The following is a 13,944-nucleotide window of genomic DNA, read 5'->3' on the forward strand; positions in this document are numbered from 1 at the left end:
GAAAGAGCTTGCTTTTTTGCATGTCCATATTTTTGCAAGTTCCCATCCCATGCTATAGTAATAGTTGGAAATACTAGATAGAAAGGAATCTGGCATGCCTATGGGAACTCATCTATTTCTCTTTATGCTTCTCGGGCTGGGATTTTATTTGATATCAGCCCTAGCTGCAAAACTCATTCCGGCCATAGACTTCTGGATTGATATTGTTCTATGGGTCGGCGCTGCAGTTTACATCTTCTCTCATCTCTCATTCATGGACGGCATTGTCTCACTCGCGACAATGTTCTACTGCTATTGGACCGCAATGGATCTCATTGTTTCAGAGCGTGTGGAAAAACCTTCGGGAGACTGGCAGGAAATCGAGCTGGCCAGAAACAAAACACGTCTCCTGTCAGACATTACGCTGACCGCCATTGTGTTTGCAGGGGCTGTTATTTTTTTCATCTATGGACCTGACCCAAGCCCTCTCAAATATGTGATCCTTCTCGGCATGATCTCCGGCGGAGGGGCACTGGTGAAGCGTATACTGAATGTTTTCAGCGTAAAGGTTTTTTATTCAGCTGCCTTAGAAAAATTGCATATCAGCTCACACTATGAAACCCGTACATACCCGCTTTCCGATTTGAAGGATATTCAGCTTGAATCAACGGCAGATCTCTTAAAGCTCCATCCGCTTCTGACGATGTATTCATCACGTCTAGATTTAACAACAAGCTTTCAGCAAGTCATTAAACTGTCTCTTCCCGGCGAAACACTGTTTCTGACGGTGAAGGAACCGCAAAAATGGAAAACAATTCTCCAGGAATACACAGATGCAGAAAACAATGTGGACAATGTGATTTCTGTTTTGCCGTTTTATCATAGAAAAAATGTGAAGCGGCTGCTCGGGAAGCTTTATTTTGCCGCCAGCGTAAAAGGGGTATCCGCTTACGCCTTATTGGTGCTCGCGTTATACGCATTACACGCCTCTCCATGGGTCATGGCTGTTGCCGTAATCCTATATTGGGTATTCAACATGTATATGTCAGACCGTGTGTTGCGGGCGGCGATGGACGCCAAGCCTTGTCATCATCCGCATGTACAGGCAGCGGCCGATAAGATTTTCCGAGCGGCCGGCATTTCCCATGTCCGCATATACGAAACGGAGAGTGATGATTACAACGGAATGGCAGTAGGCATGAATGTCGGGAGGTCAATGGTCATCCTGACAAGCGCCACACTAACACTTCCACAGCGTGTCATCGAAGGCATTCTGGCCCATGAGGCAATTCATATCAAAAAACGTGACGTTCTGTCATCACAGCTTTTGCGTTTTCTATATCTTGGAGCTGTCGTTGGGATTTTCCTCTTGTTTGAGCAGCATATCACCCATCCCGAGGCCCACAAAATTGCGCTTTGGGCTTTCATTATGGCAATCATTATCCTGTTCCAGCTCTATCAATCCTTTTGTTCACAATGGATGGAGGTACGTGCTGACAACCTTGGCGCATCCTTGCTGGAGGGCGGTTACAAACAAATGGCTGAAGCCTTGAGAATCTTGGCGGTTCGGCAGGATGAGGACATACAGAAACAAAGTGCCTACAGCTCTGAAGCAGGTGAAGACGAGCTTCAAATTGATTCTCTCACCCGTGATAAAAGCTGGTTTTTCAGATTGATTGATTTTCAGTTCGCTCCTCATCCCCCTATGTATTGGCGTGTCGGCACTTTATTGTCAAACAAAGGACATGGGGTGCTAAAGCGCTGGCTCAGAGACCGCCTGAAAGAATCGATCACTTTGAAATGAAACCGGTCAGCGTTTCATCCGTATAACAGATATGGTAAAAAAAGGGAGTGACCAGAAGTGATAGTGATCTTATTGATAATAGCTATTATTGTTTTTCTTTCAGTGATTCAGCCGCAGCCATCGGAAAATAAAAGCCGCCAGCAGGCGGACAGCGGGTATTTCGGTTATTCAGATCATAGCTCACACCATGATGGATGCAGCAGTGACGGAGGTTTCAGCGATTCCGGCTGTGGCGGCGGAGGGGGCGGCGATTAAACGCCGCCTTTTTTTATTTCATTGATTCGATGTACGCACCAAAAGCCGAGCCTGACATGCCTGGGGACACGCGCACTCGATGGAGGGCATACATACCCTGGTCTCTCGAAGCCGCGCCCGGTTCTGTTGTCACGCCCATTTGATAGCCTGTTTTTTCAGCGGCCTTCAGCGTCTCCTCATTGTAGCGCCCTACCGGATAGCTGATGATGGTGGTTTGCTGATGAAACATGTGGTCAAACAGCTTTTTCGAATCCGCCATCTCACTTTGCTGCCGTTGAGGCGTTAATCCGTTCAGCTCAACGTGGTCAATCGTATGGCTTTCAATCGATATCCCGTGCTGTGCCATTTCCTTCATTTGTTCCTCTGTCAGATGGTGCTTATGTCCGATCGATTTGCCGATCATAAAAATCGTTGCCTTCATCCCGTACTTTTTCAGCACCGGATACGCATCTTGATAATTGTCGGTGTACCCGTCATCAAATGTGATCAGCACGCACTTCTCACTCGGTTTTTTATCCTGCGTCAGCATGAGATATGCCTCTTTCGGCGTTAATGTCTGATAGCCGTTATCATGAAGCCACTTCATATGCGCCTCGAATTCTTTCTTTGGCACACGGAGGCTGTTTCCTGAAGAAATGCTGTGGTACATCAAAATCGGCAGCTTTGCCGGTTTCTCTGTTTTGATCCATGCGGATGTATCATCTTCTTTTTTCTGAACTTGTACTGCCTTTTTTTCCGGTTTCTTTTGTTCCGCTTTTGGCATCGGCTGCTCTGCATTCGCCTCTTGATCAGCGCAAGCCGCAAGAGCCAAACAGCTGCCCAAAAGAAAGATGCTTAAAAACAATCGTTTCATCATTCTCCTGCTTTCTGTCTATTTCTTCCTCCTTTTTCATCGGTTTGATTTTGAGATTTTCAATAGCAAAAAACCGGACATGTCTCCATGTCCGGTTTTTTTGATCTTATCGAATTCTCACTTCTGTCTCACTGTCAAAGAAATGGCCTTTATTCATATCAAATGCAACCGTCAGTTCATCGCCCGATTGAATATCGAGGCGGGCGTCGATCCGCGCAATAAAGTCTTGGTTGTCGATCTGCGAATAAATCATGATTTCAGAACCGAGCAGCTCTGCAACATTGATTTTCGCCTTAATCGAAGAGTTCTTATATGATTCGACGACAATCAATTCATCATGTATATCCTCAGGACGGATGCCGAAGATGACCTCTTTGCCGATATAGCCTTTTTCACGCAGCACTTTCATTTTTCCTTCCGGGACGGTTAATGCCGCAGAACCGATTTTGATTAAGCCATCCGTGAGCTTCCCTTTGAAAAAGTTCATCGCCGGTGATCCGATAAACCCGCCGACAAAGACGTTTTCAGGGAACTCGTATACATCCTTCGGCGTCCCGATTTGCTGAATTTTCCCATCTTTCATGACTACGATCCGTGTCGCCATCGTCAGCGCTTCTGTCTGGTCATGCGTCACATAAATCGTAGTAGTCTGCAGTCTCTGGTGGAGCTTAATGATTTCCGCCCGCATTTGCACCCTCAGTTTCGCGTCCAGGTTTGACAAAGGCTCATCCATCAGGAACACCTTTGCATCCCGCACGATTGCCCGGCCCAGCGCAACCCGCTGTCTCTGTCCGCCTGACAGCGCTTTCGGTTTACGGTGCAAATATTCCTCCAGCCCGAGAATTTTAGCGGCTTCTTCTACTCTTTTTTTGATTTCAGGCTTCGGCATTTTCCGAAGCTTGAGCCCGAACGCGATATTATCGTAGACCGTCATATGCGGATAGAGCGCGTAGTTCTGAAATACCATCGCGATATCCCTGTCCTTTGGCGCTACATCATTGACCCGTTTTCCTTCAATATAAAAATCGCCTTTCGAAATTTCTTCAAGTCCTGCGACCATTCGCAGCGTCGTTGATTTCCCGCAGCCGGACGGGCCGACGAATACGATAAATTCCTTATCGGCAATATGAAGGTTAAAGTCATCAACCGCCGGTTCCTTTTGATCATAAAATTTATAAATATGCTCCATCCGCAATTCAGCCATCTAACATCCCCCTTTGTCATTGTAAACGCTTTCTTATATTAAGTGTAACAGCAATTCCCTCTCGCTAAAATGGGCAGCGTTCATAAAATCACCCAGCCATTTTTCGTGCATATTTCCAATTTAATCTGAACTTTCATTTTGCAGGCAGATAAAATAGGCAAGAAGTGCGCCTTTGTACGATTTGATATCTATCCCTGACCGCTCAATAAATTTATCAATCCGATATTGCAGGCTGTTGCGATGCAGATGCAGCTTTTTCGCTGTTAATGTGACGTTTGAGTTGTTTTCAATAAACAGCTTAATGGTCTTCCTTAGCTCAGCTTCACTTCCAAATAAAAGCTCAGCTTCTTCAGAGAGCAGCGTTTCCAGTTTTTCTTTTTCTGTTTCTAATAATAGAAAAGGAAAGATCATCTCAAAGGTCACACTCTGCACCTGAGGCAGCCGTTTTTCAGCAAACAGGAAATACGCCTGTTCACGAGCATAATGTTTTCGCAGACACTCATCCGGCTCGTAAAATCTTCCGGCGTAAAAACGGACACTGAAGTAGAAATCACTTTCAAGAACCTTTGCGAGCGATTCCAGTTCGCCCTTCTCCGCCGCCGCTTCACTTTCCTGCTCGACAATCACGCCTCTGTCCTCATGGATCCACACAATCACAAAAGACACCGGCCAAAAATGGCGAACCGCTTCCGTAAAGGACGTCCTTTCTATTTTGCCGAACAAATGAAAGTGAACAAATCTCGTCCGTTTCTTTATATACGCCGGCAATTCCCCTCTGGAAAAAAGGAATGAAAACCACTTGTTTTCCTCAGGTGATTTCATAGATAGTTGATTGCCCTCATCCGCAGGCGTCAAAAATGACTGCAGCACCAATACTTCTTTTTCACTGATCTCTGTTTTCGGAATGGAGATATATCTCTGATTGCTCTCATCAAAAAAACATAGACAGCCTTCCCTTATGCAAAGCTCCTCAGACACAATCGAACCGGGATAAATAGCCAGCAGCGATTTCATAGAGTCTCCTCTCTTATGTAAGGATCTGTATATTCAGTATAAGGCGAAACACACATGTTCTCCACTAAAAAAGAGTATATCCGGTATAGATAGACGAGAAACTGAAGGGGAAACCTCATTCGTTTACATATTGGCTTCAGCGGAAATAGAAGAGGATATGCAGGACCAAAGGAGGGTCATCTTATGAGTTTCGAAACGTTAAACAAAAGTTTTATCAACGGAAAATGGACTGAGGGAGAAAGCGGACGTACGGAGGACATTTTGAATCCGTATGACCAGTCTGTGATCACAACAGCATCTTTGGCAACGGGCAAACAGCTGGAGGATGCGTTTGACATTGCAAAGAAAGCCCAAAAAGAGTGGGCCAAGAGCACAACGGAAGACCGAAAAGCCGTCCTGCAAAAAGCGCGCGGCTATTTACAGGAAAACCGTGATGACATCATCATGATGATCGCCCGCGAAACTGGCGGAACGATTATTAAATCAACGATCGAGCTGGAACAAACGATTGCGATTTTAGATGAAGCCATGACGTATACTGGTGAATTAGGCGGCGTCAAAGAGGTGCCATCCGACATTGAAGGGAAAACCAATAAGATTTACCGCCTTCCGCTAGGTGTCATTTCATCGATTTCTCCATTTAATTTTCCAATGAATTTATCTATGAGATCCATTGCGCCCGCAATTGCGCTGGGTAACAGTGTTGTTCACAAGCCTGATATCCAAACTGCTATTTCCGGCGGGACCATCATTGCGAAAGCGTTTGAACACGCCGGTCTTCCTGCCGGTGTCCTTAACGTCATGCTGACGGATGTAAAGGAAATCGGGGACGGCATGCTCACCAATCCAATCCCGAGATTAATCAGCTTTACGGGATCAACAGCAGTCGGGCGCCACATCGGTGAAATCGCCGGGCGTGCCTTCAAACGAATGGCACTTGAGCTCGGCGGCAACAATCCATTTGCCGTTCTTTCAGATGCGGATGTCGATCGTGCTGTGGATGCCGCGATTTTCGGAAAATTTATTCACCAAGGACAAATCTGTATGATTATCAACAGGATCATCGTTCATCAAGATGTATACGATGAGTTTGTAGAAAAGTTCACCACCCGTGTCAAACAGCTTCCGTACGGCGATCAAACCGATCCGAAAACCGTTGTCGGCCCGCTGATCAACGAGCGCCAAATCGAGAAAGCACTGGAGATCATTGAGCAGGCAAAGGCAGACGGCATTGAGCTTGCGGTTGAAGGAAAACGTGTTGGAAACGTGCTCACGCCGTACGTCTTTGTCGGTGCGGACAACAACAGTAAAATTGCCCAAACGGAGCTGTTTGCCCCAATCGCAACCATTATTAAAGCTGGCAGTGACCAGGAAGCGATTGACATGGCAAATGATACTGAATACGGCCTCAGCTCTGCGGTTTTCACTTCTGATTTAGAAAAAGGTGAAAAGTTCGCCCTGCAAATTGACAGCGGCATGACCCATGTCAACGACCAGTCCGTCAATGATTCGCCGAATATTGCCTTTGGCGGAAACAAAGCAAGCGGTGTCGGCCGCTTCGGCAATCCGTGGGTCGTCGAGGAATTTACCGTGACAAAATGGATTTCGATACAGAAGCAATACCGCAAATATCCGTTCTAATTGAAAAAATCCCTCTGCTTCAAGTACAGAGGGATTTTTCTTTATTTAGATATATCCACAAACCCTTCGCCAAACACATCGCGTACGTCATGAACGATCACAAACGCTTTTTTGTCGCAGCTTCTAATGATTTTTTTCAGCATAGACAGCTCCTGTTTGTTAATGACGATATACAAAATCTCTTTTGATTGGCCCGTATAATTTCCCTTCCCTGATAAAATCGTCACGCCCCGATCCATCAAGGTATTCACCTGCTCTGCAATCTCACTCTTATTTTCTGAAATGACCGTAATGGCTTTTTTCGTATTCAAACCTTCAATAATGAAGTCCATCACTTTGGTACCGATATACAGCATCACGATCGTAAACATCATTTTTTCTGCACCAATAATAAAATAAGAGCTAAATACTACGATTAAATCAAAAAACAAGAGTGCATAGCTGATATTCCAGTCTAAATATTTATTAGCAATTCTGGCCAGAATCGCGGAACCAGCCGTCGTCCCGCCGACCCGGATAATCATGCCGATCCCGACTCCGGCAAATACACCTGCGAAAATCGTATTAATGATCAATTCATCAGACGGAATGCTCCACCCATGTGTCAGATGAAGAAAAAGCGAATTTGCCGCAACCGCAATGATCGTATAAACCGTTGTTTTTCCATCCAGAAACTTGTAGCCGATTAAAAGCAAAAACGCATTTAAGATAAAGTTCGTGACACCAGGAGACCATTGAAACAGATAATACAATATCAGCGTAATCCCAGTGACTCCGCCTTCCCCAAGATCATTGGGAATCGCAAATAAATTAACCGCAAGCGCGAAGAAAAAAGCGCCAATCACAAGCATAAGTACATCCAGCATTCTCTTTTTCATCACGAAAACACTCCTTCTCATTGTTCTGTTCTACTAGCAAATAAAAAAACCCAGGAGAACGCTCTCGAAAAAGAGCAGAAACTCCTGGGCTTTTATCCCACCGTGTCATAACAGCCAAACTGCTATGTGTTTTCTCTCGGTCACAGTCCAATTTGCATTGCGGAACCCTAGAAAACCACTGTTTTTATCATATCCTTTTCACTTTCCAATATTAGCATTATAAGGGACGGTTCGAATTGGTTCAAGGGGTATTTGCGGAGTTTTCATCAGATAAGCTGGAAGAAAATACGATTTTATCTATTAAAAAAAGAACAGATATAACCGATAAGAAAAAAAGCATATATTTTACAAGTGAATGTAACTATAAATGATAATAATTATAAGAAATTCATAATTTTATATTGACTAAGTGAAATAATATAGGCATTATAGTACATATGTTTCGTACATTTTATTACATAGGAGGAAATATCATGGCAGGAAAACTAGTACCCTGTAAAGCTTGCGGTCAAGAAATTGCAAAGGGTGTAAAAAAATGTCCTAACTGCGGTAAGGATCAACGTAACTTTTTTATGCGACATAAAATCATTACGTTTATTCTCGCAGTTGTTGTCATCATTATTATCGGTAATATGATTGGCGGAGGCGGTTCAGAAGCCACTTCCAAAACATCAAGCGGAAGCAAAGCAGAAACTGAAAAAACATACAATATCGGTGATACTGTAAAAACTGAAAAAACTGAAGTGACAGTTACGAAGGTAGAGGACAGAGATACTGTCGGTACTCAATATGTTGAAAAGAAAGCATCTGATGGTGGTACAATTGTAGCTGTTCAATATACAATTAAAAACGTATCTAAAAAGCCAATAAGTTCTTTTTCAATTCCAACTGTTAAATTAGTTGATGCTGATGGTACTTCTTATGATTCTGATATTGATGCTTCTGTAAACTATGCAACTGAGACAAAAGTTGATAACTCTAAAATTTTGAGTGATCTAAATCCTAATATTAAAGTAACAGGTGTAAAAGCATTTGAAGTTGACAAGGAAGCTTATGCAAAAGGCACTTGGAAACTAAAATTCAGTAATGATGTTATTGTGAAAATCAAATAACAGCTAACAAGGGTGCCTGTTCAGGCACCCTTGTTCTTTAAAGGCCTTCTCTATTGAGAAGGCCTCCATTCTTATTCCGCACTCTTATACCCATTCACATTAGAAGACTGCCATCTCCAGGAATCAGCACACATTTCCTCAAGGCCGCGTTTCGCTTCCCAGCCCAGTTCCCGCTTGGCTTTCGCAGGATCTGCAAAGCATGTGGCGATGTCTCCCGGACGGCGGTCCGCAAAACGGTACGGAACCTCTTTCCCTGACACTTTTTCAAAGGCTTTGACCATTTCAAGCACGCTGTAGCCTGTGCCTGTTCCAAGGTTGTATGCATCGGCTCCTGTAGAGTTCAATACTTTTTCCAGCGCCTTGACGTGGCCTTCTGCGAGATCAACGACGTGAATATAATCGCGTACGCCTGTCCCGTCTTTTGTCGGATAGTCATTTCCGAATACGTTTAATTGCTCGAGCTTCCCGACTGCTACCTGTGCCACATACGGCATAAGGTTATTAGGGATTCCGTTCGGGTCTTCACCGATCCGTCCGCTTGGATGCGCGCCGAACGGGTTAAAGTAACGAAGCAGCGCAACGCTCCACTCATTGTCGGCTGTATGCAAATCACGCAATATTTGTTCAAGCATGAGCTTCGTCTGCCCATAAGGATTTGTCGCGCCTAATGGAAAGTCCTCCGTAATCGGCGATGTTTCCGGAACGCCGTACACTGTCGCAGATGAACTGAATACGATTTTCTTGACGCCGAATTTCTCCATGGCCTCGCATAAAATAAACGTTCCTGTCAGATTGTTATGATAATATTTGAGCGGAATCGCCACAGATTCACCGACTGCTTTTAACCCAGCAAAATGAATCACAGCTTCGATTTCATTTTCAGCAAAAACCGCATCTACCGCTTCCCGGTCCAATAAATCCGCTTCGTAGAACGTTAAATCTTTTCCCGTAATCTCCTTGACACGGTTCAGCGCTTCAGCCGAACTGTTAGACAGATTATCAAGAACAACAATCTCGTAGCCGCTGTTCAATAGTTCAACACATGTGTGGCTGCCAATGTACCCGGCACCGCCAGTAACAAGTATTGCCATGATGTAACCCTCCTAAAAAATGACCTGTTTTCATTATATAGTGTTTAAAACCGGTCCACATCCATTTTTAAGAAGTTTAATCGTTTATTAATAGTTTTTTCATATATTATCAGCATTTTCTTACCTTTATGCAGCGTGAACAAGTATAGCAGCTGAAAAATCAATCTGCCGGTTGACGTTTTTCTTTCCCTTTTTCGCTATGCTTAATGCAGAAAGGATTTGATGACATGGCGATGAGCCCATATATTTTTATTGTATTGATTCTTATTATTTTATCGATGTACCGAGAGAGAGCTGTCAGACCCGGGAAGTTGCTGATCATTCCGCTGCTGCTCTTATGGGGCGTATCAGCATCGTTTCAGCCGGCGTATTTTCATTCCGTATTACATGTGGCGATCAGCGGCATTTTATTATTAATCGGGCTGGCCTGCGGGTTTGGCATTGGAAAGATGGTAAACGTGCGGATTCACCCGGAAACCGGAAAGGTCACTTCACGCGGCTCCCTTGGAAGTGTTATTCTCATTCTAGTGATACTTTCTTTGCGCATGGCCGCGAGAACATGGCTGCCTGAGAGCAACGAGATGTTTATTGCCATTATTCATTCTATGTTCTTCATTCCCCTCGGCACCATCACAGCACGCAACATCATGCTTTACAAAGCATACCGACGGCTGACCGACGGCAAAGTATCCATTCAATAACCGAAAGAAGGATCAGCATGAACGGACAAACTCCGGCTCGGCACTACTACAAGAAGCTTGTGCCGAGCCTTATTCTCATTTTGAATTGCATACAATTTTTATCTCACCCAGCCAAAGCTGATCCCATTTTGTTAGCATTTGTATTTGCGGTATACTTAGCATTCATTTGGATCATTCCCTATGTGGCATCCACTGCTGTTAGTTTGTGCATATTCATCGGACTCTGGCTCCTGACCGATTTCTTTTGGGCTGTTTCCGGCCAAGAGCAGGGTGCCGCCTATTTTTTGATTGTATTTTTAATGATATATGCCGCCTTTAGACTCCCTTCACGGCTATCCTTGATCTTCACAGCATGTTTAATTGGAGGCAACATATTACTCCTATCCTCACATGGAGGAAGCTTGAATACCATCATCAGCAACATCTCGATCATGATCGGACTCTACGTCTTCTTCTCCTCCATGCGTTTCAGACGAGAAGCGAGAAGGGAGGCTGAACGAAATCATGCTGAATTGGCGAAAATGCATGTGCAGCTGGAGCATGCTCATAAAGAACTCCAGAAAGCGCATGCAGAGCTGCAGGAGGCTTCTGTTCTTTCATTAAGGTACGCGGTCCTTGAGGAACGTACAAGAATCGCCCGCGACATTCATGACAGCATCGGTCACGAGCTGACTTCTGTGATTGTTCAGCTTCAATCTCTTCCCTATATCCTTAAAAGCAGCAAGGAAGATTCAGAAAAAGTCATTCAAAATGTACTGAGTGTCGCCAGGGAATGTCTTCAAGAAGTACGGTCTGTCGTTCACCAAATGGGCCGTAGTGAATCGATGGTGGGGCTTACCGCTTTGCGGGGGCTCATTCATCAAGTGGAGGAACGGAGCGGCTTGTACGTTTCTTTAGATACTGCCGGACTGTCAGAAGAGTCTTGGCCTCCAAACGTGAGCGAAACGATCTACCGCATCTTGCAGGAAGCGCTGACCAATATTATTCGTCACGCTGACGCTTCCCATGCGGCGGCCGTCATTTCTAACGACAAGTCCCATCTCTATGTCACAATCACCGACGACGGACAATTCACCGGCAGCCTTACTTATGGATTTGGCCTAACAGGAATGAAAGAGCGCGCAGAAAAAGCAGGCGGTTCCCTTACTTTCAGTGCCATACAGCCGAGCGGCCTGAAAATTGAGCTGTCATTGCCGCTCATGACAACGAATAAGGAGCAAAAAGATGAACAAAGATAAAATACGCGTCGCGCTTGCCGATGATCAGCCGCTTGTGCGTGAAGGCTTCCGCTACGTCATCAACGCACAGACGGATATGACGGTTTCTGGTGAGGCCGGCGACGGTCACGATATTATAGCACTCGCAAAACAAACAAAACCCGATGTCATCCTCATGGATGTCCAGATGCCGCGTTGCTCAGGCATCGAAGCGGCGAAAGACATTATGTCCGCACTTCCAAATACAAAGATAGTCATTTTAACCACCTTTGACACGGAAGAATACGTATTTGAAGGCATCCGTGCGGGCGCAGTCGGCTATCTGCTGAAGGATACACTTCCTGAGGAGTTGATAGATGCGATTCGCGCTGCGGCGAGAGGCGAGGCGATTTTCCGTACAGTCACAGCTGCTAAAATTATCAGTGAGACATTTCGAGCGAAGCAACAGCCCCATGCCGAAGAACTGGCAGAGCCGTTCACCAAAAGAGAGCTTGAGGTTCTTCAGCAAATGGCCTACGGATTGAGAAATGAGGATATTGCTGAAAAGCTTTTCGTCAGTGAAAGCACTGTGAAAACCCACGTGCACCGCATCCTGCAAAAATGCAATGCCCAAGACCGGACACAGGCAGTCGTTTTTGCCATTCGAAACGGTATTGTGCAATAGAAATCTCTCATCCCGCCATGCTAAAATAAGACAAAGGAGATGATTGGAAATGAAAGAAGAAATCATTGAACGGTTTACTACATATGTAAAAGTCGACACACAGTCCGATGAATCCGTTGACACTTGTCCTTCCACACCCGGCCAATTGACATTAGGAAACATGCTCGTTGATGAATTGAAGTCCATCGGCATGCAGGATGCAGCCATTGATGAAAACGGCTATGTCATGGCAACTCTTCCCTCCAATACTGAAAAAGACGTGCCGACAATCGGCTTTCTCGCTCACGTCGACACCGCTACAGACTTTACCGGCAAAAACGTGAATCCGCAAATCATCGAAAGCTATGATGGAAAAGACATCGTTCTTAACGAACAGCTGCAGGTCACCCTGTCACCTGATCAATTCCCTGAGCTGTCTGGCTATAAGGGCCATACACTCATCACCACAGACGGCACTACCCTTCTCGGCGCAGACAATAAGGCCGGTATCGCTGAAATCATGACAGCCATGGATTACCTCATCAAACACCCTGAAATCAAGCACGGCGCGATCAGAGTCGCCTTTACGCCTGATGAAGAAATCGGAAGAGGGCCGCACAAATTTGATGTGAAACGGTTCAATGCTTCCTTTGCCTACACGGTTGACGGCGGGCCGCTCGGCGAGCTTGAATACGAAAGCTTCAATGCCGCTGCCGCAAAAATTACGATTAAAGGCAACAACGTACATCCCGGCACGGCAAAAGGGAAAATGATCAACTCTGCGAAAATCGCGATGAAGCTGAACAGCCTGCTGCCGGCAGACGAAGCGCCTGAATATACGGAAGGCTATGAAGGCTTCTACCACCTGCTGTCGATTCAAGGAGACGTAGAGGAAACAAAGCTCCACTACATTATTAGAGACTTTGACAAAGAGAATTTCCAAAACAGAAAAGAAACAATGAAGCGTGTCGTTGAAGAACTTCAAAACGAATACGGACAAGACAGGATTCTGCTGGATATGAACGACCAATACTACAACATGAGAGAGAAAATTGAACCTGTCATCGAAATCGTCAACATTGCCAAGCAAGCGATGGAAAACCTCGGCATCGAACCGAAGATTTCTCCCATCCGCGGCGGCACCGACGGATCGCAGCTGTCCTATATGGGGCTTCCGACGCCAAACATCTTTACAGGCGGGGAAAATTTCCACGGCAAATTTGAATACATCTCAGTTGACAACATGGTCAAAGCCGTAAATGTTATCGTTGAGATTGCAAAGCAGTTTGAAGCGCAAGCCTAATGCCAAAAAACCAGTCCAAAAAAGGACTGGCTTTTTTGTGTGAAAGTGAAACATTTTAAACGCGTCCTCCGTAAAACAAGTATTAACAAATGAGGAGGAAAAACAATGACAAAACATGCAATCGCTGCAAAGAGTCTCTTGAAAAAATGGATCATTTCCAGGCCGCTTAACATGCAAAAGAAATCCAGCCCATTTCAAAAAATCAGAAAAATGTTCAAACGCTTCTTCAAATAAAACATTCAAATCCCC

The 13,944-nt window shown here is 45.1% G+C and carries 14 protein-coding genes and 1 riboswitch; of the genes, 9 read left to right on the forward strand and 5 right to left on the reverse strand.

Annotated features, from left to right (window positions below; all coding sequences use genetic code 11):
* Positions 1-94: 94 nt before the first annotated feature.
* Positions 95-1,783 carry a M56 family metallopeptidase gene (locus tag NSQ12_RS20530; protein WP_198878391.1) on the forward strand — a complete coding sequence of 563 codons (1,689 nt, stop codon included), beginning with the start codon at positions 95-97 and terminating at the stop codon, positions 1,781-1,783.
* A 57-nt stretch (positions 1,784-1,840) separates the two neighbouring features.
* The gene (locus tag NSQ12_RS20535) at positions 1,841-2,038 is read left to right on the forward strand and encodes a hypothetical protein (RefSeq protein WP_069703600.1); all 198 of its coding nucleotides are present in this window, start codon (positions 1,841-1,843) and stop codon (positions 2,036-2,038) included.
* Between the two features lie 13 nt (positions 2,039-2,051).
* Here the strand turns inward: NSQ12_RS20535 and NSQ12_RS20540 are convergent, their stop codons facing one another.
* The 3 genes from NSQ12_RS20540 to NSQ12_RS20550 form a co-directional block, all read right to left on the reverse strand.
* Positions 2,052-2,891: a polysaccharide deacetylase family protein gene (locus tag NSQ12_RS20540; protein ID WP_041334479.1), complete on the reverse strand. Its 840-nt coding sequence runs from the start codon at positions 2,889-2,891 to the stop codon at positions 2,052-2,054.
* Positions 2,892-2,997: 106 nt separating this feature from the next.
* Positions 2,998-4,095, reverse strand: a complete 1,098-nt coding sequence (msmX, locus tag NSQ12_RS20545; RefSeq protein WP_003242648.1) for a maltodextrin ABC transporter ATP-binding protein MsmX — start codon at positions 4,093-4,095, stop codon at positions 2,998-3,000.
* Between the two features lie 120 nt (positions 4,096-4,215).
* Positions 4,216-5,109 (reverse strand): PucR family transcriptional regulator, encoded by an 894-nt coding sequence (locus NSQ12_RS20550; protein WP_317680472.1) that lies wholly within the window; start codon positions 5,107-5,109, stop codon positions 4,216-4,218.
* Positions 5,110-5,292: 183 nt separating this feature from the next.
* On the opposite strand from NSQ12_RS20550, the gene NSQ12_RS20555 reads away from it, so the two are divergent.
* Positions 5,293-6,750: an aldehyde dehydrogenase family protein gene (locus NSQ12_RS20555; protein WP_339175526.1), complete on the forward strand. Its 1,458-nt coding sequence runs from the start codon at positions 5,293-5,295 to the stop codon at positions 6,748-6,750.
* A 41-nt stretch (positions 6,751-6,791) separates the two neighbouring features.
* On the opposite strand, the gene NSQ12_RS20560 is transcribed toward NSQ12_RS20555, so the two are convergent.
* The gene (locus tag NSQ12_RS20560; RefSeq protein WP_003242615.1) at positions 6,792-7,628 is read right to left on the reverse strand and encodes a YitT family protein; all 837 of its coding nucleotides are present in this window, start codon (positions 7,626-7,628) and stop codon (positions 6,792-6,794) included.
* Positions 7,629-7,707: 79 nt separating this feature from the next.
* Positions 7,708-7,810: riboswitch (guanidine-I (ykkC/yxkD leader) on the reverse strand.
* Between the two features lie 390 nt (positions 7,811-8,200).
* Between NSQ12_RS20560 and NSQ12_RS20565 the strand changes: the two genes are divergently transcribed.
* Positions 8,201-8,740 (forward strand): DUF4352 domain-containing protein, encoded by a 540-nt coding sequence (locus NSQ12_RS20565; protein ID WP_339176689.1) that lies wholly within the window; start codon positions 8,201-8,203, stop codon positions 8,738-8,740.
* 71 nt (positions 8,741-8,811) lie between these two features.
* Here the strand turns inward: NSQ12_RS20565 and galE are convergent, their stop codons facing one another.
* The gene (gene galE / locus NSQ12_RS20570) at positions 8,812-9,831 is read right to left on the reverse strand and encodes a UDP-glucose 4-epimerase GalE (RefSeq protein WP_003227253.1); all 1,020 of its coding nucleotides are present in this window, start codon (positions 9,829-9,831) and stop codon (positions 8,812-8,814) included.
* Between the two features lie 227 nt (positions 9,832-10,058).
* On the opposite strand from galE, the gene NSQ12_RS20575 reads away from it, so the two are divergent.
* The 5 genes from NSQ12_RS20575 (at position 10,059) to NSQ12_RS20595 (ending at position 13,929) form a co-directional block, all read left to right on the forward strand.
* Entirely contained in the window at positions 10,059-10,532 is a 474-nt protein-coding gene (locus NSQ12_RS20575) for a DUF1453 family protein (RefSeq protein ID WP_029726184.1), read from the forward strand.
* Between the two features lie 17 nt (positions 10,533-10,549).
* Positions 10,550-11,770 (forward strand): two-component system sensor histidine kinase YxjM, encoded by a 1,221-nt coding sequence (gene yxjM, locus NSQ12_RS20580; protein ID WP_069703598.1) that lies wholly within the window; start codon positions 10,550-10,552, stop codon positions 11,768-11,770.
* Positions 11,757-12,413, forward strand: a complete 657-nt coding sequence (gene yxjL / locus NSQ12_RS20585; protein ID WP_024571477.1) for a two-component system response regulator YxJL — start codon at positions 11,757-11,759, stop codon at positions 12,411-12,413. Before yxjM ends, yxjL begins: the two co-directional genes overlap by 14 nt.
* Positions 12,414-12,462: 49 nt before the next feature.
* Positions 12,463-13,695: a peptidase T gene (gene pepT / locus NSQ12_RS20590; protein ID WP_069703597.1), complete on the forward strand. Its 1,233-nt coding sequence runs from the start codon at positions 12,463-12,465 to the stop codon at positions 13,693-13,695.
* Positions 13,696-13,800: 105 nt separating this feature from the next.
* Positions 13,801-13,929, forward strand: coding sequence for a hypothetical protein (locus tag NSQ12_RS20595; RefSeq protein ID WP_003227241.1), 129 nt, complete (start codon positions 13,801-13,803; stop codon positions 13,927-13,929).
* The last annotated feature ends 15 nt before the right edge of the window (positions 13,930-13,944 follow it).

The sequence above is a fragment of the Bacillus sp. PS95 genome, assembly GCF_037963565.1.
Lineage (GTDB): Bacteria > Bacillota > Bacilli > Bacillales > Bacillaceae > Bacillus > Bacillus subtilis.